This window comes from Xenorhabdus vietnamensis (genome assembly GCF_002127535.1).
GTDB lineage: Bacteria > Pseudomonadota > Gammaproteobacteria > Enterobacterales > Enterobacteriaceae > Xenorhabdus > Xenorhabdus vietnamensis.
The window spans coordinates 92,346-113,715 of the sequence record NZ_MUBJ01000003.1 but is presented as its reverse complement, the minus strand read 5'-3'; the positions used below and the strand labels follow the sequence as shown (position 1 = coordinate 113,715).

The window sequence follows — 21,370 nt, the reverse complement described above, 5'->3', positions numbered from 1 at the left end:
AAGGAATAAAAAACCCGAAAAACAGAATAATTATTCTGATTGTTTTCTGAAAACCTTTGCATGCTCAAAAAACACCTAATTACTTTCTCTTTAAATAAGAAAAATAAGAACTAAAAAACCAAAATTAAGAAAATTAAAAGAATAAAATATTAAACAATCCGTGCGATAAAGCATATATTAAATAGATAGTGTGGTAGTTTTAGTGATATAAATCACACCATTCACGATGAATGATCTTGGTCACAAAATAAAAAAACAAATATATTTCACTTTAAAATCAAAATATTGATAAAAATATTTGTGTGAAAAATATGATTTGGCACTATTTGACCTACTCGATTTTTATCGCTAACTTGGGAATTCACTGAAAATTATCTGCCGGATAACCACCCGATTCATATTTATGCAGTGATATAGACATAACATCATTTTGATTTACCACTTGTTGAGACTAATAAACAAGTGGCGTTTGACTGAGGGCGCGAATTAGACGCCTGTAGAAATAATAAATATCTACGTCATCTCGCGAGTGATGTGAGAATTGGACAGAACTTGGGGAGTTTTACAATGTTGTATAATACATTACAGGAAAAAGATAACTGTGGCTTTGGATTAATCGCGCATATTGAAGGTGATCCGAGCCACAAAGTGGTGCGCACAGCCATACATGCACTGGCTCGTATGCAACACAGAGGCGCGATTCTGGCGGATGGAAAAACGGGTGACGGCTGTGGTTTGTTAATGCAAAAACCAGACCGTTTCTTTCAAATGATTGCCAGTGAGCAATCATGGCGGCTCGCTAAAAACTATGCTGTCGGTATGCTGTTCCTGAGTCAGGACGAAAAAATAGCCCAATCATGTCGTGATATTATTGAGCAGGAATTACAACACGAAACCCTATCCATTGTGGGTTGGCGGGAAGTTCCTATTAATCGCGATATTTTAGGTGATATTGCCCTATCAAGCCTCCCCCGCATTGAGCAAGTTTTCATCAATGCGCCAGCCGGATGGCGTGCGCAAGATTTGGAACGCCGACTGTTCGTTTCCCGCCGCCGCATAGAGAAACGCATTACCGACAACGACTTTTATATTTGCAGCCTGTCTAATCTGGTCACGATTTATAAAGGACTTTGCATGGCTGCGGATTTACCGCGCTTCTACCCTGATTTGGCTGACTTGCGCATGGAGTCTTCCATCTGTTTGTTCCACCAGCGCTTTTCAACTAATACAGTTCCTCGCTGGCCATTGGCACAACCATTTCGCTATCTGGCTCACAACGGGGAAATCAACACCATTACCGGAAACCGCGAATGGGCTAAAGCCCGGGCCTATAAGTTCCATACACCACTTATCCCCGATTTACATACTGCCGCGCCTTTTGTTAATGAAACCGGTTCTGATTCCAGTTCACTGGACAACATGCTGGAACTGTTCCTCAATGGCGGCATGGATTTAATACGCGCAATGCGCTTGCTCGTTCCACCAGCATGGCAGAATAACCCTGATATGGATGAAGACCTGCGAGCGTTCTTCGATTTCAATTCTATGCATATGGAACCTTGGGATGGACCAGCTGGCATCGTTATTTCCGACGGGCGTTATGCAGCCTGTAATCTGGATCGCAACGGCTTGCGCCCTGCCCGCTATGTGATTACCAAAGATAAGCTGATTACTTGTGCTTCTGAAGTCGGTATTTGGGATTACCAACCAGATGAAGTCGTCGAAAAAGGCCGTGTTGGGCCAGGTGAGTTAATGGTCATCGATACCTATGAGGGCCGCATTCTCCACTCAGCCGAAACGGATAATGATTTGAAAAGCCGCCATCCATATAAAGAGTGGCTGGAGAAAAACGTCAAACGTCTGATACCATTTGAAGCGTTGCCGGAAGCACAAGCCGGGCAGAGAGATTTTGATGATCACCTGCTGGCAACTTACCACAAACAGTTTGCCTACAGTAATGAGGAATTGGATCAGATTCTCCGCACCCTCGGTGAAAATGCTCAAGAAGCGACAGGCTCAATGGGAGATGATACGCCGTTTGCTGTACTTTCCAGCCGTCCGCGCATTATTTATGATTATTTTCGTCAGCAATTCGCCCAAGTCACCAATCCTCCCATCGATCCATTGCGTGAAGCTCATGTCATGTCTCTGGCTACCCGCATTGGACGAGAAATGAATGTTTTTTGTGAAGCCGAGGGGCAGGCTCATCGGCTGTGCTTTGAATCTCCGGTTTTGCTCTACTCTGATTTTGTGCAACTGACGACCTATCAGGAGCCCTATTATCGCGCTGATACGTTGGATTTGACCTTCAATCCACAGGAAATCACGCTGAAAAGCGCAATTTCAACCTTATGTGAAAGAGCAGAAGAACTCGCCCGTAAAGGTGCAGTAATGCTGGTACTATCCGACCGCAATATTTCACCTGAAAGAATACCAATCCCGGCACCAATGGCTGTCGGTGCGATTCAACATTGTTTAGTTGAGAAAAACCTGCGCTGCGATACCAATTTGATCGTAGAAACCGCCAGTGCGCGTGATCCACATCATTTTGCAGTATTGATCGGTTTTGGTGCTACTGCGGTTTATCCTTATCTGGCCTATGAGTCACTGGGAAAAATGGTGGATGACGGTACAATCAATACACCATACGCCCGCGTGATGCTTAATTATCGCAATGGCATTAATAAAGGGCTGTATAAAATTATATCTAAAATGGGGATCTCCACCATTTCCTCTTACCGCTGCTCGAAATTGTTCGAAGCCGTCGGCCTGCATTCTAATGTGGCAAATATCTGCTTCAATGGTGTCGTCAGTCGTATTGAAGGCGCAGATTTCAGCGATTTTGAACAAGATCTGCGTAATCTTTCCAAACGGGCATGGTTACATCGCCACACCATCGATCAAGGAGGGTTGCTGAAATATGTCCATAATGGGGAATATCACGCTTATAACCCTGATGTTGTCAGTACATTGCAGGCAGCAGTCCACAGTGGCAACTACAGCGATTACCTGAAATATTCTGAATTAGTTAATGGACGTCCCATAACAACATTGCGGGATCTGCTTGCCATTTCTCCCAAAGATGAGTCCGTTAACATTGAGGATGTTGAACCCGCAGAAGCATTATTCAAACGTTTTGATACCGCAGCCATGTCAATTGGTGCTCTCAGCCCTGAGGCCCACGAAGCGCTGGCAGAAGCGATGAATGCGCTAGGTGGTTTTTCCAACTCCGGAGAAGGTGGGGAAGATCCTGCGCGCTATCGTACCAACAAAGTTTCCCGCATCAAGCAAGTCGCCTCTGGCAGATTTGGAGTTACGCCAGCGTACTTGGCCAGTGCTGATGTAATCCAGATAAAAGTCGCCCAAGGTGCAAAACCAGGGGAAGGAGGCCAATTGCCGGGAGATAAAGTCACGCCTTATATCGCCAAATTACGCTATTCCGTCCCCGGAGTGACCTTAATTTCACCACCACCACATCACGATATTTATTCAATCGAAGATCTGGCCCAATTGATTTTCGATCTTAAGCAGGTGAATCCGAAAGCGCTAATCTCCGTAAAACTGGTTTCAGAGCCGGGAGTTGGAACCATTGCCACAGGTGTTGCCAAAGCTTATGCCGATCTGATCACCATTGCCGGTTATGACGGCGGCACCGGTGCAAGTCCGCTCTCTTCTGTCAAATATGCAGGTTGCCCATGGGAATTGGGACTTGTGGAAACCCAACAAGCATTGGTTGCCAATGGGCTGCGCCATAAAATCCGCCTTCAGGTTGATGGGGGTTTGAAAACGGGTATGGATATTATCAAGGCGGCTATTTTAGGTGCAGAAAGTTTCGGTTTCGGGACTGGCCCAATGGTTGCCCTCGGCTGTAAATATTTGCGGATCTGCCACTTAAATAACTGCGCCACTGGTGTTGCTACACAAGATGAAAAACTACGCCAATCTCATTATCACGGCCTGCCAGAAAGAGTCATGAATTACTTCCGCTTTATTGCACAGGAAACACGAGAATTAATGGCGCAGTTAGGTGTGAAACAACTTACTGATTTAATTGGTCGAACAGACTTGCTGGAAATACTTGAGGGGATTTCAGCCAAACAAAACAAACTCAATCTTGAGCCATTGCTGGAAACGGCAGAGCCTCACATCGGCAAAGCTCTGCATTGCACAGAAGATAATTCCCCTTTTGATCAGGGTACGCTGAATAAATTGATTGTCATTCAAGCGATGCCTTATGTGGAAAATTCACAAAGCAAAACGTTCTATTTTGATATCCAAAATACAGATCGCTCTGTTGGTGCCTCTCTCTCTGGTGAAATTGCGGCTCGATATGGCGATCAAGGGCGGGCTACCGATCCGATCAAACTGCATTTCAGTGGAACTGCCGGGCAAAGTTTTGGTGTCTGGAATGCTGGCGGAGTCGAATTGACTTTAATCGGCGATGCCAATGATTATGTCGGCAAAGGTATGGCTGGTGGGTGTATTACTATCCTTCCCCCTGTTGGTTCCGCATTTAAAAGTAACGAAGCCACTATTATCGGCAATACCTGCCTTTATGGTGCAACAGGCGGGAAACTTTTTGCTGCCGGACATGCTGGTGAACGCTTTGCAGTACGTAATTCAGGTGCCGTTACCGTTATTGAAGGGATCGGCGACAATGGCTGTGAATATATGACTGGTGGGATCGTCTGTGTTCTAGGTAGCACTGGCGTAAACTTTGGGGCAGGCATGACTGGTGGATTCGCTTACGTACTTGATGAATTTGATGGCTTCCGTAAACGCGTCAATCCAGAACTGGTGGAAGTCCTCTCAATGGATAGTCTGGCTATTCACAAAGAACATCTGCGGGGATTAATTACCGAACATGTCCGCCTGACAAATTCTCAACACGGCGAAAGCATATTGGAAAATTGGTCTCAATGGGTCAATAAATTTGCGTTGGTTAAACCTAAATCCAGTGATGTCAGTGCGTTATTGGGGCACCGTAGCCGTTCTTCAGCAGAATTGCGGGTTCAGGCGCAGTAAGGAGTCAATCATGAGTCAGAATGTTTATCAATTTATCGACTTACAGCGTGTCGATCCGCCTAAAAAATCATTGAAAATCAGAAAGGTTGAATTTATTGAAATTTATGAACCTTTTTCTGAGATTCAAGCACAGGCACAAGCAGATCGCTGCCTCTCTTGTGGTAATCCGTACTGCGAATGGAAGTGCCCCGTACATAACTACATTCCGAATTGGCTGAAACTCGCCAATGAAGGGCGCATTATCGAAGCTGCGGAATTATCACACCAGACCAATAGCTTGCCAGAAGTCTGTGGGCGGGTTTGTCCACAAGATCGCCTGTGTGAAGGTGCCTGTACACTGAATGATGACTTTGGTGCTGTCACCATCGGTAACATTGAACGTTATATTAATGACACAGCCATAAAGATGGGCTGGAAACCGGATATGTCGCATGTCATCCCGACAGGCAAGCGTGTCGCCGTGATTGGAGCTGGCCCAGCAGGATTGGCTTGTGCGGATGTCCTGATCCGCAACGGCGTACAAGTGGTGGTTTATGATCGCCATCCTGAAATTGGTGGCTTGCTCACATTCGGTATTCCCTCTTTTAAACTAGAAAAAGAGGTGATGATTCGCCGCCGTGAAATGTTCTCCGGGATGGGTATTGAATTCAGTCTGAACACCGAGATAGGCCAAGACATCACACTGGCCGAACTCACTACAGAATTTGATGCTGTATTTCTTGGCGTTGGAACATATCAATCCATCCGTGGCGGGCTGATGAACGAAAACGCTGACGGGGTATATGACGCCTTGCCTTTTTTAATAGCCAATACCCGTCAGTTGATGGGCTACCCTTCTCTCCCTGAACAGCCTTATGTTGATATGAAGGGTAAACGTGTTCTGGTTCTGGGCGGTGGAGATACGGCTATGGACTGTGTTCGTACTTCGATTCGCCAGGGAGCAACCAGTGTCATCTGTGCCTATCGGCGGGATGAAGGAAATATGCCGGGCTCCCGTCGTGAAGTAAAAAATGCTAAAGAAGAAGGTGTAGAATTTCGATTTAACCTCCAACCAATGAGTATTGAGATTAACAATGCAGGACATGTTTGTGGTGTCAAAGTTGTGAAAACACAACTGGGTGCCATAGATGCAAAAGGCCGCCGTCAGGCTGAAATTATTCAAGGTTCCGAATTCTTGATAGAAACTGATGCCGTGATCATGGCGTTTGGCTTCAAACCTCACACTATGAGCTGGCTGGATGAACATCAGGTCAACCTCGACCAAAAAGGCCGCATTATAGCTCCTGAATCCAGTGATCTACCTTTCCAGACCAGTAACCCTAAAATATTCGCAGGTGGAGACGCCGTGTGTGGTTCTGATTTAGTAGTGACAGCCATTGATGAAGGCCGAAAAGCCGCTTTCGGCATTCTCGGCTACCTCGAAGTGTAATACTCAATTCTTTTTCTTCTAATGACTTCTCCGATGCCCTAATCGGAGAAGATCACATAAAAACAAAAATTCCATCGTTTTTTTTATTTTTTTTACTACCAGATTAGTTGTAGTTTTTAGATTTATACGACTATTCTTATACCCTAAACCCAAATATACCGATTTAATCTCCCACTCATTATAGCAGTACACCAATAGTGCAATACTGTAATACAGCGATAAGGTTTATTTTTTTCGGAAAGAAAGTTACTCAAAGTAACTGATTAAATAGAAATAAAATAAAAGACCATTAAAACGATAATAACTGGAAGAAATACATGCGATTACTCACACAGATACTCTTCTTCTCTTGCATATCCTTGATAAGCTTGCCATCAATGGCAAAATTCACTACGCCTGCCGAAATTATGCTGCAATTACAAGAAAGAGGGGTAAATTCTGTTGTGGCAGAAATAAACGAACAATATAAGCAGGACAATATTATCCATAGTATTTCGACCGGTGATAAACAATGGCTAAATATTGCCTTTGAGCTTATCCCTAGTACTCATTCAAGATTTTCCAAGGAAATCATTAACGCTTTATCGATTGCCTTGACTAAAAACCCTGTAGAGGTATTAACACTGGCAGAAACACACAGTACTCTTTCACTCAATGATATCTGCAGTATTCCTCAATCGATCAAGGCCCTGAGACAAAAGAAAGAATTTGCCAAGAAAATGATGGGTAGCTTAAGCGCAGCAGAAAAATCTAATACCGGAAAAAATCGAGATAATATCGAAAATTGTATGTGGGAGTTTGGGAAAGCCCGTAACGTCTATTTGTAAACCAACTTATCATCGTAATCTATATGGTATTAATTTATTTATAGAACCTATTTATACTTTAATTTTTCAAGTTGCTGCCTGGTTAGCTGCGCTGCAACTTGAAAGCTATTAAATATATGCTTATATGCTGCTAAAAATAAAGGAGCTCAGTGTCTCCTCTATTTTCGTTTTCAACGATCCCTTAGACTTTCAAGTTACGGCCTTGCTGACGCTGACTGCAACTTAAAATCTATTAGGTATAAGCCTTGTGGACAATTATTTTACGACGCGCAAAGTTGGACGACCCTTTGGCGGTTGAGGTGGTTCATCATCTGACGAGTCACCATCGCGAGAAGCTTTACTATCATGGATAAGCACCAAATTATCTGCTCTTGGTATATCCATTTCTTCTGACTCAGTGTTCTCATCATAGGCGAGTTCTGGCTCAAACATCATTCCCGCGCCATTCTCACGAGCATAAACCGCAATTACAGCCGCCATCGGAACAGTAACTTGACGTGCAACACCACCAAAACGGGCATTGAACCTCACTTCATCGTTAGTCAATTCTAAATTGCCAACCGCTCTCGGCGAGACATTCAAAATAATTTGCCCATTTTGCGCATATTCCATCGGAACACTAACGCCATAAACGTTAACATCCACAACAATATGCGGAGTCATGTCATTATCCAACAGCCATTCATAATGTGCCCGCAATAAATAGGGGCGACGTGGAGACATTTGAGTCATCTCCATACATTAACTCCGGGATTGTAAACGCATTTCACGTTCGGCTTCTGTCAATGAGGCCAAAAATGCGTCACGTTCAAACACACGCTGCATATAGATTTGAATATCTTTTGCGCCTGGACCTGACAACTCAACACCCAAGACAGGCAAACGCCACAGCAGCGGAGATAAGTAGCAGTCCACTAAACTGAATTCTTCATGCATGAAGAAAGGCATTTCTCTGAAAATAGGCGCACTAGCCAGCAATGATTCAGTAAGCCGTTTACGCGCAACGTTAGCTTCCTGCTCGTTTCCTTCCTGAATTTTATACATCAGGGAATACCAGTCTTTTTCAATTCTATGCATCGCCATACGGCACTGGCCACGTGTGACAGGATACACAGGCATAAGTGGCGGGTGCGGAAAACGTTCATCCAGATATTCCATAATGACGCGAGAATCATACATGGTCAGATCACGATCAACGAGAGTAGGAACAGATTGGTAAGGATTCAAGTTAATCAAATCTTGAGGCAAATTGCCTGATTCAACATGTTCAACCTCTACTGTGACTCCCTTTTCCGCCAGTACAATTCGTACTTGATGGCTAAAAATGTCGGTCGGGCCGGAAAACAGAGTCATTACCGAACGTTTGTTGGCAGCGACAGCCATGAAAACCTCCAAGTTTATCTAAAAAAAGAACGAACAGCCTTCAATGAACAACGGCTATTCTCGCCTATATTCTCATCCTGCTTCACACTTATTATGCGAGGTATCCCCTTTATTTTTCTAGTGACTGCTTTGCTGGCCGTGACGAGAAATTTCTTGGAGACATAGTTAACCTCTGCCAAATCAGGCAAATTCATGGATAAGGCAAAAAAATTATTACTACTCTACCAGATTTTGCACATTTTGTGAGGGAGCACATTAAGAATTAATGATGAAATCCTGGAATTCAGGAATTTATCATTAAAAAACGCTATATCTTGGCAAAAAACAGAGAAGTATCAAACAATGAAAAATCTGAAGAGATAAAAAACCCGCCATAAAAATGGCGGGCTTTTAACTTTAACCCACTGCCACAACTGTGGCAATAAATTAACGTTTGGAGAACTGTGGACGACGACGTGCTTTGCGCAGACCCACTTTTTTACGTTCAACTTCACGAGCATCGCGAGTAACGAAGCCAGCTTTGCGAAGTTCAGAACGCAGAGTCTCGTCATAAGCCATCAGTGCACGGGTGATACCGTGACGGATTGCGCCTGCCTGACCAGAAATACCACCACCTTTAACAGTGATGTACAGATCCAGTTTGTTCAGCATATCAACCAGCTCGAGTGGTTGACGAACAACCATGCGCGCAGTTTCACGACCGAAGTAAACTTCGAGGCTGCGTTGGTTGATTACGATGTTACCGCTACCCGGCTTAACAAAGACACGAGCGGAAGAGCTTTTGCGGCGACCAGTGCCGTAGTATTGATTTTCAGCCATTGCCTATAATCCCGATTAGATGTCCAGAACTTGTGGTTGCTGTGCCGCGTGGTTGTGCTCACTGCCCGCGTAAACTTTCAGTTTACGGTACATTGCACGACCCAGTGGCCCTTTTGGCAGCATGCCTTTAACCGCGATTTCAATGACACGCTCAGGACGGCGGGCAATCATCTCTTCAAAGGTCGCTTGCTTGATACCACCGATGTGGCCAGTGTGGTGATAATAAATTTTGTCAGCACGCTTGTTGCCAGTTACAGCAACTTTTTCTGCGTTAACAATAATGATGTAATCACCAGTATCAACGTGCGGAGTGTATTCCGCTTTGTGCTTGCCGCGCAGGCGACTAGCTACTTCAGTTGCAAGACGGCCTAAAGTTTTGCCATCTGCGTCAACAACATACCAGTCGCGTTTTACGGTTTCTGGTTTAGCTGTAAAAGTTTTCATTAAAGCTTACCCAATTATAAGTTACACGTTGGTGAACACTCGATGTTCAGAAACTGTTTTTGAGGTTCACACGACTCATGTCCAGCAAACCTACCCCTTCGAATAGCCTATGCCGGCACTAATGCAAGTTTTTTGGGAAATAAAAAATCCTGCTGTAACGTGGGGTCGCAAGATTATAGAGAAGTCATGATAAAAAATCGACCCCAAATTCAATAATTCTCCCATTGGTTGATATAACTTTCATGCCAAACTCATGCACAAAGATAAATTACTCAAGGTAAATGCGGAAGTTTCAGGTATTCCTCACTTTGCATTTCCTGTAACCGGGACAGGCAACGTTGATACTCAAACGTCAACAACTCACCTTGATAAATCTGCTCCATCGGCGCAACAGCATTAATAATAAGTTTCACTTGGCGCTCATAGAATTCATCTACTAATGCAATAAAACGCCGCGCTGCGCTTTCATCCAAAGCCGTCATGATCGGCATATCATGCAATAAAACAGAATGATAAAGCTTCGATAAAGCAATGTAGTCGAGCTGACTGCGGGGATCTTCGCACAATGTTTTGAAGTTGATAGCCAATACACCATCAACACTGCTGATTGCAGGCATATTGCGATGATTGACCTCCAATACAGGATTCAGCTCCCCTTCTCGCCCAGCCAGACGTTGGAACATGTGACGCATTTCCTGCCGATTCTTTTCCGTCAGCGGTATCAAATAAAGATGGGCCTGTGTAAGTGTCCGCAAGCGATAATCGATACCTGCATCAACATTCATGACATCACAATACTTTTTAATCTGTTCAATGGCTGGCAGGAACCGGGCACGCTGCAATCCATTTCGGTATAGTTCATCAGGTGGAATGTTGGATGTTGCCACCAAGGCAATCCCCCGAGCAAACAAAGCTTCCAGCAATGTGCCGAGGATCATGGCATCCGTAATGTCAGACACAAAAAACTCATCAAAACAGAGTATATCCGTCTGCTCCTTGAAACCATCAGCAACTACTTCCAAAGGGTTTTCATGCCCTTGCAAAACCGTTAACTCTTCATGTACCCGTAACATAAAACGGTGAAAATGGAGACGCAATTTCCTTTCAGTCGGCAGACTTTGGTAAAACATATCCATCAACCACGTTTTTCCACGCCCGACACCTCCCCACATATAGAGGCCCTGAACAGGACGGAGCGGTTTAAGGGATTGCCGACCAAACAACTTGCCCAACATGCCTTTCACCCCATTGGATTGTAGAGAATGGCCAGTCCGGGCATTAATGAGGTCTTGATGCATAATATCGAGGCGTTCAACAGTATTGCGTTGCACTTCGTCAGGTTGATACTGACCATCAGACAATGCTGATTGATAGAGAGATGAAGGTGTAATCGGTGACATGAAAGTAACGATCCTTAAAATTTTTTATTCTCAGTGCGTATCGTATGTTACAGATAAAGGCTATACCAATTCCCATTGATTTCAGCACCACCAGACTGTTTATTCGTACTTAATGCTGTTTATTCTTCATACTGTTTATTCCTGTTTTTGACGTAAACGCACAACAATAGAAAACAGAGAACAACTTATGCCACTGACGCTTCACTGCGCACTGCAACTCGAAATCCATTGGGTAGACATGCTTTTGGTTACGAATTTTTGACTGCATATTTTGATAATTTTGTATAAAATACACACATTGAGCAACGTATGGGTTCATTAGCTAATAATCAATATTCCACTCTGACTAAATTAACGGTTATAGTGGCATTCATGATACCAAGAGCCTATCCTAGTAGGCGCATATCGTTGCAATAAAACCGCCTAATGGGATAAAGCTCTAATAAATTGCGAACAATATTGCAGAACCATGTTGCAACACAATGTTACAACATAATGCTGCAACACAATGATGTTACTAAAGGAGTTGCCATGACTTGGGAATATGCACTGATCGGGTTAATCATTGGTTTTATCATCGGCGCACTGGCTGTCCGTTTTGGCAGCTCAAAGCTACGCCAACAAAATGAGCAGCAAGTTGAATTGGAGAAAAATCGGGCTGAATTGGAAGAATACCGCAAAGAGCTGGTCAGCCATTTCGCCCGTAGCGCTGAATTACTCGATAATATGGCGCACGATTACCGTCAGCTGTATCAGCACATGGCTAAAAGTTCCAATGAACTGATGCCCAACATGCCAGTACAGGATAATCCTTTCAATTATCGTCTGAATGAATCTGAAGCTGAGACAAATAAAATAACAACTAACATGCCTCCACGGGATTATTCTGAGGGTGCCTCTGGTCTATTCCGCCCAATTCAAGATAAAAAATAATAACGAGCTTTGCCGTGGTAACGATGGATACCACGGCTCTCTGTGGGGTTTTTCATTCAGCAGAAAAAGTTTTGTTTTTTTATTCTTAATTCGCGTAAATACCTGTAAAGAAGTTTATTGAAACGACTTTATTAGTGAACTTTACTGAATAATTGATAGTCATAACAGCATTGAAACAATTATGCTTAGAACCTATCCAAATAAGCGTGTTTTCCAAGGCGGCTAAATGCCGGACAAGATAGGTCTCTTAAGTGAAATTTCATTTTCTGGCTTAGGTATTAAGAGAACGTGTTCATGAAAAGAAAAAATACATTGCTCAGCGCACTCGCTATTAGTATTGGACTGTCTTTAGCTTCAGTTCCCGTGGTAAGTAATGCAGCCTTACCTGCTGCAATGGCCTCTCAAGAATTACCCAGTCTCTCCCCCATGCTGGAAAAAGTCCTTCCTTCTGTTGTCACGGTTCATACCTCAGGTACAGAAGTGCAAAATCAACGACTCCAATTACCCGACGATTTCCAATTCTTCTTCGGTCCAGCTTTTCCCCCACAAGAGCAAAGAAGCCGCCCATTCAAGGGGCTAGGCTCAGGCGTTATTATTGATGCCAATAAAGGCTATATGTTGACCAACAACCATGTTATTGATAATGCAAATAAAATACGCGTTCAATTAAACGATGGTCGTGAATATTCAGCAAAACTCATTGGGCGTGATCCACAAACTGACATTGCACTTTTACAATTGCAAAACGCCAAAAACCTGACCGCCATTAAATTCGCTGATTCTGACAAACTGCACGTTGGAGATTACGCTGTCGCAATCGGTAATCCATTTGGATTGGGGCAAACAGTTACATCAGGCATCATTTCCGCCCTGGGTCGCAGCGGCCTGAATTTGGAAGGTTTGGAAAACTTTATCCAGACCGACGCCTCCATTAACCGTGGTAACTCCGGTGGCGCATTGATTAATCTGAAAGGGGAGTTGATCGGCATTAACACCGCTATTATCGCCCCCGGTGGCGGTAACGTCGGTATTGGTTTTGCCATCCCCGGTAATATGGCCAAGACCCTGGCAGCACAGCTTATTGAACATGGAGAAGTGAAACGCGGCATACTCGGTATCAAAGGGGCCGAGATGACATCTGACATTGCCCAAGCACTCAAAGTTGAAACACAGCAAGGGGCATTTGTCAGTGAAGTCATTCCTAAATCGGCCGCGGCTAAAGCAGGCATTAAACCAGGAGATGTGCTGGTTTCTTTTGATGGCAAGAAAATGAATAGCTTTGCTGAATTGCGGGCGAAGATTGGTACAACCGCCGTAGGCAAAGAAGTCAGAATTGGTCTGCTGCGTAAAGGGAAGTTACTTGAAGTCACCGTAGCACTTGATAACAGTGATGGCGAGTCAACCAAAGCGGAAAAACTGAGTACCGCTCTGCAAGGCGCGTCCCTGAGCAATGACACCATAAAAAATACTCAAGGCATCAAAGTGGATTCCATTGCCCCGAACTCGACTGCCGCCAAGTTTGGTTTACAGAAGAATGACTTAATTGTTGGTGCCAACAATGTGCGTGTGCGGAACATCAATGAATTACGTAAAATCACTGAAGAGAAACCTTCCATTATCGCCTTGAACATTTTACGTGGTGACGATAATGTTTATCTGCTACTCAATAATTAACCTATTGGGTCTAAAGAACACAACCTATACCCAATAGATTTCAAGTTGCGACACAGCCAATAAAGCTAGCAGCAACTTGCAGGGTGACAAAGAATATCATATCCATGACAGACGCAGCATGACGCTGTGTCTGTTCACTTCTATGCTATCCTTCTTTCAACCATTTACTACTGAATAATGCCATGCTGATCAAGTTATTGCGCTCTATACTCATAGGCTTATTTATTGCAGCTATTTTGCTGATCGCTATACCATCCCTACGCCCCAGTGGCCTAAAAAACTTTCTGAGCGGCAACAGCAGCAACGATAGAATATCAAGTTTCAGCAAAGCAGTCCGCCGAGCCGCTCCTGCTGTAGTTAATATTTACAGCAGCAATATGGGAAGTTTTTCCCATGAAAGCCGAGAGCTTCGCCCCTTGGGCTCTGGTGTCATTATGAGTGAGCAGGGCTATATTCTCACTAATAGACATGTCATCAATAAAGCAGGTTCCATCATTATCGCATTGCAAGATGGGAGCTTTTATGAAGCACTGCTAGTTGGCTCAGATAGCCTAACGGATCTGGCAGTCTTAAAAATTAGAGCCCAAAACCTTCCCGTGATCCCAATTAACCCTAAGCGTCCCCCTCATGTGGGAGATATCGTGTTAGCCATTGGCAATCCGTACAATTTGGGACAAACCATTACACAAGGCATTATCAGCGCAACTGGGCGTGTCAGTCTCAGTCAAACACGTCGCCAGAATTTCCTGCAAACAGACGCATCAATTAATCAAGGCAACTCTGGTGGTGCTTTGGTCAATACGCAAGGAGAATTAGTTGGTATCAATACGTTGACGTTCGATAAGTCAGAGTTTGGTATAACACCGGAAGGATTGGGATTTGCCATTCCAACAAAGCTGGCTACGACAATCATGCATAAATTGATCCGTGATGGGCGAGTCATCAGGGGATATATAGGTATCACTTCGCAAGAGTTACTCAATATTCGCTCATCAGGTAATAACATCAATCAAATTAAAGGAGTACGTGTTTTCCAGATCGAATCAAACAGTCCTGCTGAAAAAGCGGGAATCAAAGTGGGAGATATCATTACCAGCATCAACCACCAGCCTGCAACCTCACCAGCCGAAATGATGGATCAAGTCGCGGAAATACATCCCGATAGCGTTATTCCTGTCACCGTACTACGTGATGGCACTTCCCTCACATTTGACGTCACAATTGATGAGTTTGATGATTACTAAGATGATGTTTACTAAAACAGGCACGGCAGGTCGATGAAAAAGCTCCCGTTGCCTGGCCTCAATCCCTCCTCGCCCGCACGTTGGGCGAGGAAAGATATTAATTCCGTTTAATCAGAAGCCTTAGCCTTAATACGTTCTATATTTGCCCCAAGTCCGCGCAGCTTATCTTCAATGTGCTCGTAACCACGGTCAATATGATAAATACGCTCTACGATCGTCGTTCCTTCAGCAATGCAACCAGCCAACACTAAACTGGCAGAAGCCCGCAAATCAGTCGCCATTACCTGAGCACCAGACAATTTTTCAACGCCATGACACAGTACTGTATTACTCTCAATTTCAGCCCGGGCCCCCATGCGAATCAATTCAGGGATATGCATGAAACGATTTTCAAAAATAGTTTCGGTAATCATGCCCACACCATCCGCAACCATATTCAATAAGCTGAATTGTGCCTGCATATCAGTTGGGAACCCCGGATGTGGTGCAGTGCGGAATGTCACTGACTTCGGCCGCTGGCCATGCATATCAAGGCTAATCCAGTCCTCCCCCACTTTGATATCTGCCCCCGCTTCACGCAGTTTGGCTAAAACAGTATCCAAGGTATCTGGTTTCGCGTGACGACAAACCACCTTACCACGAGAAATTGCAGCAGCGACCAAGAAAGTACCCGTTTCGATACGATCAGGCAGGACACGATGAACACCGCCTCCCAAACGTTCAACACCCTCAACCACAATACGATTGGAGCCCGCTCCGCTGATTTTTGCTCCCAGCATATTGAGGAAATTAGCCGTATCTTCAATTTCTGGCTCACGCGCGGCGTTTTCAATAATGGTTGTGCCTTCAGCCAGTGTAGCCGCAGTCATGATAGTCACTGTTGCCCCAACACTGATTTTATCCATAACAATGCTGGTGCCTTTCAAGCGGCCATCCACAGTGGCTTTGACATAACCTTCATCCAGCACGATTTTCGCACCAAGCTGTTCCAAGCCAGAAATGTGAAGATCAACAGGACGAGCCCCAATAGCACAACCACCCGGTAAAGAAACCTGCCCCTGCCCGAAACGCGCCACCAATGGTCCCAATGCCCAGATGGAAGCTCGCATTGTCTTGACCAGTTCATAAGGGGCACAATATTCGTTGACCCCACTGGCATCAATAAAAACAGAACCATTACGTTCTACTTTAGTTCCTAAACGATTGAGCAGTTTGATAGTAGTATCAATGTCTTTCAATTCAGGAACATTCTGTAATTCAACTGGTTCTTCTGCCAATAGCGCTGCGAACATAATTGGTAATGCGGCATTTTTTGCCCCAGAAATAGTAACCTCTCCCGATAGGCAAGTAGGCCCTTTCACACAAAATTTATCCATCTATCATGATTCTCTTATTTAATTCAAAGTGTGCTGTTCGCGGCGAGGCAAACAGCCTCAAAATCCTTGAAGCTTGCGGTCACGCTGCCACTGCACAGGAGTATAGGCTTTAATTGATAACGCATGAATGCGGTTATCAGCGATGTATTCCATCAGAGGAGCATAAACAGTCTGCTGTTGTTTGACACGGCTCAGACCATCAAAAAGTGCACCAACGGCAATAACCTGAAAATGACTGCCATCACCGCTAACGATAACTTCATCAAGTGCCAAATTCTCCATCAGCACTTTTTTAATTTCATTAGTATCCATAAATTGCTCACATTCGTTGTTAGAAAATAATAGTAGACGCCTATCCTAATGGAATCCAGACGACTCTTAAACCAAGAAAAACGCCCCTGTAAGTTCATGGCTTACAGGGGCGCTGATTAACAAAAAAAGGAATTACGCTTTAGGCAGATTATCGTCAAGAAGAGCTTGCAGGCCATACAACGTTATCAACGTATTCAAGCGTTCACTGATGCCTGAGAATGTCAGTATCCTGCCACGCTGCTGATATTCCCCCTTTAATCGGACAAACAGAGCCAACCCCGTAGAGTCAACATGACTAAGCAAGGAAACATCAATGTTGTCGATTTCTTCCAGAACATGGTCTTTTTGTTGCCAAAAGGGGAGCAAACTATCACGACCCAATGTACCTTTCAAAAACAGTGTATTTCCGGTCTTTTCCCAACTAACAGTTTCCGGATTGGCTCTTTCTTTGCTTATCATGCCACTATCAAGAATACCTTTTTCCATATCACTTTTTCTTTTCTAAAGTGATAGGTGCTTTCGCGTTGATGACCAATTGTTCAGTCAAGCCATCAATTCCTTTCTGACGCAGGATATCCGCCCATTCATTCTGCTTAGTCGTGATCATGCTGACGCCTTCTGCGATCATGTCGTAAGCCTGCCAATAGCCTGTCTTACTGTTTTTACGCCATTGGAAATCCAGGCGAACTGGCGGTTGCCCATTAGGATCAATAATCGTGACACGAATTGCTACTATCGTCTTATCACCCAATGGTTGTTCTGATTCAATCTGGTAGTTTTGTCCATGATACATCGCCAAAGCCTGTCCATATGCCTGTTCCAGATAGGATTCAAACGCCTTGAAATAGGCATCACGCTGCTCAGGTGTCGCTTGTTTATAGTAAGGCCCCAAAACCAGTGCCCCTGCATACTTGACCTGCACATAAGGCATCAACTCCTGATGCACTATTTGGCGCAAGACGTCTGGATTTGCCTGAATCTGTGGTTGATCGTTCTTCAAACGGGTAAACGTTTTTTCCGCGGCATCTTTCATCAATGCGTAAGGGTTGGTTTGATCTACAGCGTTGGCCAATGGTGCAACCACCAACAACGCAACCATAAGTAATCGCTTAAACATAAGTGTTATTTCTCCTAAACAGTGAATTGCTGGTTAGTGCACTTGTTCTGGTAACGAAGCTGATTTTTCCTTGTTTCCGCTACCATTCTTATACAAGAACTGACCAATCAAATCTTCAAGTACCATCGCAGGCTTAGTATCCTCAATACGATCTTCATCTTTCAGCATGGAAGTACCCAAATCAGGGTCATCAAACCCAATATTGAGGGCAATATATTGCTCCCCCAACAGCCCTGAAGTTCGGATAGAAAGCGAACTGGTATTCGGAATATTGTCATATTGCGTGAAAATATCCAATTCAACTTGTGGTGTATAAGTTTTGTGATCCAGCCAGATTTTCTGCACTCGCCCCACCACAACCCCGCCAATTTTCACCGGTGAACGCACTTTCAAACCACCGATATTGTTAAATGCGGCATACACACGATAAGTTGGCTGACTGCCGAAAGCACGGATATCTGCAACTTTCAGACATAAAAAAATGATTGCGGCCAACGCAATCAAGATAAAAGCCCCAATCCAAATTTCATTTTTCTTGCTTTGCATCGACTTAGTTCCCAAACATCAGTGCTGTCAGCACAAAATCCAAACCCAATACCGCCAACGACGCATGTACTACCGTGCGCGTCGTCGCCCTGCTGATCCCTTCTGATGTTGGGATAGCGTCATAACCATTGAACAATGCAATCCACATTACCGTAATAGCAAAAGCGACACTCTTGAGAAAACAGTTGAGCAAATCTTTTTGCCATTCCACCGCAGATTGCATGGACGACCAGAAAAAGCCACCATCAATTCCTTTCCAATCGACACCGACCATTGCTCCTCCCAAGATCCCCACAGCAACAAAGATCAACGAGAGCAAAGGCATGCTGATAAAACCAGCCCAAAAACGCGGGGCAATGACTCGTCGCAGCGGGTCAACTGCCATCATTTCCAGACTGGAAATCTGTTCAGTGGCTTTCATCAAACCAATTTCTGCGGTCAACGCTGAACCCGCCCGCCCCGCAAACAATAGCGCAGTCACCACAGGCCCCAATTCACGTAACAGTGATAACGCCACCATCATGCCAAGGCTGCCTTCTGCACTAAATGTGGTCAAAACCAGATAACCCTGCAAGGCCAAAACCATGCCAATAAACAACCCTGAAACCACAATGATAAGAAGTGATTGAACACCTACGCTATAAAGCTGCTGACGCAATAGTGTCCATTGCTTGGCAGGTTCAGGCTTACCAATGATTGCACTGAACAACATGAAACCTGCACGGCCGAATGAAGCCGCAACCTCAATCGTACGTCGGCCTATTGCCGCCAATGCCCGTGTTAACATCAACATTCCATTATCCTAATAACTCAGTTTTGTAATCCCCGGCAGGGAAACGGAAAGGTACAGGCCCGTCAGCAATACCATCAAGAAACTGCCGTACCCGGTGATCCTGATTCATTCTCAATTGATCTGGAGTACCTTCTGCGATCACTTTCTGCTCAGCCACAATATAAGCATAATCGGCAATGCTCAGTACTTCAGGCACATCATGGGAAACAACAACACACGTAACTCCAAGTGCATGATTAAGCTCATCGATCAGCTTCACCAAAACACCCATCGTGATGGGATCCTGGCCGACAAAAGGCTCATCAAACATGATTAAGTCAGGATCGAGTGCAATCGCCCTTGCCAATGCCGCCCGCCTTGCCATGCCGCCAGAGAGTTCCGATGGCATCAAGTGCGCAGCACCGCGCAATCCCACAGCTTCCAGCTTCATCATCACGGTTGTGTGAATCAACTCCTCAGGCAGTTGGGTATGTTCACGCAGGGGAAAAGCCACATTGTCAAAAACATTCAGATCAGTGAATAAAGCACCTGACTGAAATAACATGCTCATTTTCTTACGGGCGGCGTAAAGGCGTGAGCGGGACAATGCCGGAATATTATCGCCATCAAACCAGATCTCACCGCGTTCAGGGCGAATTTGCCCCCCAATCAGACGCAGTAATGTGGTTTTTCCTATACCAGAAGGCCCCATAATGGCGGTAATTTTTCCTTTCGGAACGGTCAGATTAATATCAGCAAAAATTGAACGTTGGCCTCGGGTGAAATGCATTCCGCAGATTTCAATGAGATTTGCTGTTTGTTGACTCATTATTCATATCCCTTAACCGTTAATAGAACTGTCTTCATTTACTGTATTTAAACCATGAATAGTGCATACTACAAAAAAATTGCCCAATTTGCGTTAGCAAAATTGTGACAAATTTTACTTTTTATCTCTTGAGCGTCAGACTAAATAAGTTTAGCTGAACAAACGTTCCATGTTTAAAAAATCAACCATCATTAGCGTTATGCTCGGAATAAATTTTATTTAAGGGACACTCCATGTTTCTGACTATTGTATTGCTTATTACTGGGTTGATTTTACTGGTATATAGTTCCGATAGATTAGTTTATGGTGCGGCCGTTTTTGCCCGTGCCATGAAGATTCCCCCCTTTATTGTCGGCTTAGTCATCATAGGGATAGGCACTTCGCTACCAGAACTGATGGTGTCTGTCACAGCAATTTTAGACGGGCGGTCAAATATGGCCGTGGGCAATGCAATTGGTTCCAATATTACTAACTTGCTGCTAATTGTGGGAGCAGCAGCCATCATTAGGCCAATCAAGGTAAAATCAGAAATTCTACGACAAGAAGTTCCCCTGATGTTGGTGATTACCGCATTTGCAGGGTATCTGTTATCCAGTGGATACCTGAGCCGTCTGGATGGCATCCTTTTAGTGCTGTCAGCCCTTTTATTCCTTTCTGTGATGATAAAAAAGACCGCTTTATTACAATATAGTGGTGTTGATAGCTATACCCAAGAACGAAACTCAGAATTGCCTGTTGAAGGCAATAAAGGAATTGCACTTCTTTGGGTTGTCTTGGGCTTAATTATTCTTCCTATTTCCACCCGCATGGTCATTGACAATGCAACTGCCATTGCTCGTATTTATGGCATCAGTGAGCTGGTTATTGGCCTGACAATTCTTGCTGTAGGAACCAGCTTGCCTGAACTTGCCACCACCATTGCTGCGGCCATAAAAGGCGAGAATGACATGGCGATAGGCAATATTGTTGGCTCGAACGTATTCAATGCGACACTTGTTTTGGGTATTCCCGCCATACTTTCCCCTAGCACCGTTACGGATGCAGCATTTTATCGGGATTTTTGGGTCATGATGGCAGCTAGCATACTATTCACGGTATTTTGTCTGGGAAGAAAGCAGAGATTGAACCGATTGAACGGCATCTTGCTACTGGGCTGTTTTATCGCTTATTTTGTCGTACTTTTTGTTTTTAATTATCACGGTACTGAGTAATTACCGATTGAATGGGAAAAGAGTGGGAA

General features: G+C 44.4%; 19 protein-coding genes. 7 read left to right on the top strand and 12 right to left on the bottom strand.

Annotated elements, in window-relative coordinates; all coding sequences use genetic code 11:
• Positions 1-567: 567 nt before the first annotated feature.
• From gltB to Xvie_RS04555, 3 genes are all read left to right on the top strand, one after another.
• Complete coding sequence (gltB, locus tag Xvie_RS04565; protein WP_086108177.1) at positions 568-5,025, top strand: glutamate synthase large subunit; 4,458 nt, start codon at positions 568-570, stop codon at positions 5,023-5,025.
• Positions 5,026-5,035: 10 nt separating this feature from the next.
• Positions 5,036-6,454, top strand: a complete 1,419-nt coding sequence (locus Xvie_RS04560; RefSeq protein WP_086108176.1) for an FAD-dependent oxidoreductase — start codon at positions 5,036-5,038, stop codon at positions 6,452-6,454.
• 377 nt (positions 6,455-6,831) lie between these two features.
• Positions 6,832-7,281, top strand: a complete 450-nt coding sequence (locus Xvie_RS04555; RefSeq protein WP_244175454.1) for a hypothetical protein — start codon at positions 6,832-6,834, stop codon at positions 7,279-7,281.
• Between the two features lie 255 nt (positions 7,282-7,536).
• Here the strand turns inward: Xvie_RS04555 and sspB are convergent, their stop codons facing one another.
• The 5 genes from sspB to zapE all read right to left on the bottom strand — a co-directional run bounded on the left by sspB (position 7,537) and on the right by zapE (position 11,327).
• Positions 7,537-8,019, bottom strand: a complete 483-nt coding sequence (sspB, locus tag Xvie_RS04550; RefSeq protein WP_086108174.1) for a ClpXP protease specificity-enhancing factor — start codon at positions 8,017-8,019, stop codon at positions 7,537-7,539.
• A 3-nt stretch (positions 8,020-8,022) separates the two neighbouring features.
• Complete coding sequence (gene sspA, locus Xvie_RS04545) at positions 8,023-8,664, bottom strand: stringent starvation protein SspA (RefSeq protein ID WP_086108173.1); 642 nt, start codon at positions 8,662-8,664, stop codon at positions 8,023-8,025.
• 426 nt (positions 8,665-9,090) lie between these two features.
• Positions 9,091-9,483: a 30S ribosomal protein S9 gene (rpsI, locus tag Xvie_RS04540; protein WP_086108172.1), complete on the bottom strand. Its 393-nt coding sequence runs from the start codon at positions 9,481-9,483 to the stop codon at positions 9,091-9,093.
• A 15-nt stretch (positions 9,484-9,498) separates the two neighbouring features.
• The gene (rplM, locus tag Xvie_RS04535) at positions 9,499-9,927 is read right to left on the bottom strand and encodes a 50S ribosomal protein L13 (RefSeq protein ID WP_010847760.1); all 429 of its coding nucleotides are present in this window, start codon (positions 9,925-9,927) and stop codon (positions 9,499-9,501) included.
• A gap of 272 nt (positions 9,928-10,199) precedes the next feature.
• On the bottom strand, positions 10,200-11,327 hold the full coding sequence (gene zapE, locus Xvie_RS04530; protein WP_086108171.1) for a cell division protein ZapE: 1,128 nt from the start codon (positions 11,325-11,327) through the stop codon (positions 10,200-10,202).
• A 531-nt stretch (positions 11,328-11,858) separates the two neighbouring features.
• Here zapE and zapG point away from each other — a divergent pair.
• The 3 genes from zapG (at position 11,859) to degS (ending at position 15,178) form a co-directional block, all read left to right on the top strand.
• Complete coding sequence (zapG, locus tag Xvie_RS04525) at positions 11,859-12,260, top strand: Z-ring associated protein ZapG (RefSeq protein ID WP_086108170.1); 402 nt, start codon at positions 11,859-11,861, stop codon at positions 12,258-12,260.
• A 294-nt stretch (positions 12,261-12,554) separates the two neighbouring features.
• Positions 12,555-13,934, top strand: a complete 1,380-nt coding sequence (locus Xvie_RS04520) for a Do family serine endopeptidase (protein ID WP_086108169.1) — start codon at positions 12,555-12,557, stop codon at positions 13,932-13,934.
• Between the two features lie 182 nt (positions 13,935-14,116).
• On the top strand, positions 14,117-15,178 hold the full coding sequence (gene degS, locus Xvie_RS04515; RefSeq protein WP_086108168.1) for an outer membrane-stress sensor serine endopeptidase DegS: 1,062 nt from the start codon (positions 14,117-14,119) through the stop codon (positions 15,176-15,178).
• A 107-nt stretch (positions 15,179-15,285) separates the two neighbouring features.
• Here the strand turns inward: degS and murA are convergent, their stop codons facing one another.
• From murA to mlaF, 7 genes are all read right to left on the bottom strand, one after another.
• Positions 15,286-16,554 (bottom strand): UDP-N-acetylglucosamine 1-carboxyvinyltransferase, encoded by a 1,269-nt coding sequence (murA, locus tag Xvie_RS04510; RefSeq protein ID WP_086108167.1) that lies wholly within the window; start codon positions 16,552-16,554, stop codon positions 15,286-15,288.
• 57 nt (positions 16,555-16,611) lie between these two features.
• On the bottom strand, positions 16,612-16,866 hold the full coding sequence (gene ibaG, locus Xvie_RS04505; RefSeq protein WP_086108166.1) for a BolA family iron metabolism protein IbaG: 255 nt from the start codon (positions 16,864-16,866) through the stop codon (positions 16,612-16,614).
• Positions 16,867-16,998: 132 nt separating this feature from the next.
• Positions 16,999-17,352, bottom strand: coding sequence for a lipid asymmetry maintenance protein MlaB (gene mlaB, locus Xvie_RS04500; RefSeq protein ID WP_086108165.1), 354 nt, complete (start codon positions 17,350-17,352; stop codon positions 16,999-17,001).
• A gap of 1 nt (position 17,353) precedes the next feature.
• On the bottom strand, positions 17,354-17,983 hold the full coding sequence (gene mlaC, locus Xvie_RS04495) for a phospholipid-binding protein MlaC (protein WP_086108164.1): 630 nt from the start codon (positions 17,981-17,983) through the stop codon (positions 17,354-17,356).
• Between the two features lie 33 nt (positions 17,984-18,016).
• Complete coding sequence (mlaD, locus tag Xvie_RS04490; protein ID WP_086108163.1) at positions 18,017-18,529, bottom strand: outer membrane lipid asymmetry maintenance protein MlaD; 513 nt, start codon at positions 18,527-18,529, stop codon at positions 18,017-18,019.
• 4 nt (positions 18,530-18,533) lie between these two features.
• Complete coding sequence (gene mlaE, locus Xvie_RS04485) at positions 18,534-19,316, bottom strand: lipid asymmetry maintenance ABC transporter permease subunit MlaE (RefSeq protein ID WP_086108300.1); 783 nt, start codon at positions 19,314-19,316, stop codon at positions 18,534-18,536.
• A gap of 10 nt (positions 19,317-19,326) precedes the next feature.
• Complete coding sequence (mlaF, locus tag Xvie_RS04480) at positions 19,327-20,130, bottom strand: phospholipid ABC transporter ATP-binding protein MlaF (protein WP_086108162.1); 804 nt, start codon at positions 20,128-20,130, stop codon at positions 19,327-19,329.
• A gap of 233 nt (positions 20,131-20,363) precedes the next feature.
• Between mlaF and Xvie_RS04475 the strand changes: the two genes are divergently transcribed.
• Positions 20,364-21,341 (top strand): calcium/sodium antiporter, encoded by a 978-nt coding sequence (locus tag Xvie_RS04475; protein WP_086108161.1) that lies wholly within the window; start codon positions 20,364-20,366, stop codon positions 21,339-21,341.
• The last annotated feature ends 29 nt before the right edge of the window (positions 21,342-21,370 follow it).

Excerpts from the sequence above, each read along its gene's own strand:
- degS (WP_086108168.1), top strand. The coding sequence starts at position 14,117 with ATGCTGATCAAGTTATTGCGCTCTATACTCATAGGCTTATTTATTGCA.
- rplM (WP_010847760.1), bottom strand. The coding sequence starts at position 9,927 with ATGAAAACTTTTACAGCTAAACCAGAAACCGTAAAACGCGACTGGTAT.
- sspA (WP_086108173.1), bottom strand. The coding sequence starts at position 8,664 with ATGGCTGTCGCTGCCAACAAACGTTCGGTAATGACTCTGTTTTCCGGC.
- sspB (WP_086108174.1), bottom strand. The coding sequence starts at position 8,019 with ATGGAGATGACTCAAATGTCTCCACGTCGCCCCTATTTATTGCGGGCA.
- mlaC (WP_086108164.1), bottom strand. The coding sequence starts at position 17,983 with ATGTTTAAGCGATTACTTATGGTTGCGTTGTTGGTGGTTGCACCATTG.
- mlaD (WP_086108163.1), bottom strand. The coding sequence starts at position 18,529 with ATGCAAAGCAAGAAAAATGAAATTTGGATTGGGGCTTTTATCTTGATT.
- zapE (WP_086108171.1), bottom strand. The coding sequence starts at position 11,327 with ATGTCACCGATTACACCTTCATCTCTCTATCAATCAGCATTGTCTGAT.
- rpsI (WP_086108172.1), bottom strand. The coding sequence starts at position 9,483 with ATGGCTGAAAATCAATACTACGGCACTGGTCGCCGCAAAAGCTCTTCC.
- mlaB (WP_086108165.1), bottom strand. The coding sequence starts at position 17,352 with ATGGAAAAAGGTATTCTTGATAGTGGCATGATAAGCAAAGAAAGAGCC.
- mlaE (WP_086108300.1), bottom strand. The coding sequence starts at position 19,316 with ATGTTAACACGGGCATTGGCGGCAATAGGCCGACGTACGATTGAGGTT.
- ibaG (WP_086108166.1), bottom strand. The coding sequence starts at position 16,866 with ATGGATACTAATGAAATTAAAAAAGTGCTGATGGAGAATTTGGCACTT.
- Xvie_RS04520 (WP_086108169.1), top strand. The coding sequence starts at position 12,555 with ATGAAAAGAAAAAATACATTGCTCAGCGCACTCGCTATTAGTATTGGA.
- zapG (WP_086108170.1), top strand. The coding sequence starts at position 11,859 with ATGACTTGGGAATATGCACTGATCGGGTTAATCATTGGTTTTATCATC.
- Xvie_RS04555 (WP_244175454.1), top strand. The coding sequence starts at position 6,832 with ATGGCAAAATTCACTACGCCTGCCGAAATTATGCTGCAATTACAAGAA.
- Xvie_RS04475 (WP_086108161.1), top strand. The coding sequence starts at position 20,364 with ATGTTTCTGACTATTGTATTGCTTATTACTGGGTTGATTTTACTGGTA.
- murA (WP_086108167.1), bottom strand. The coding sequence starts at position 16,554 with ATGGATAAATTTTGTGTGAAAGGGCCTACTTGCCTATCGGGAGAGGTT.
- gltB (WP_086108177.1), top strand. The coding sequence starts at position 568 with ATGTTGTATAATACATTACAGGAAAAAGATAACTGTGGCTTTGGATTA.
- mlaF (WP_086108162.1), bottom strand. The coding sequence starts at position 20,130 with ATGAGTCAACAAACAGCAAATCTCATTGAAATCTGCGGAATGCATTTC.
- Xvie_RS04560 (WP_086108176.1), top strand. The coding sequence starts at position 5,036 with ATGAGTCAGAATGTTTATCAATTTATCGACTTACAGCGTGTCGATCCG.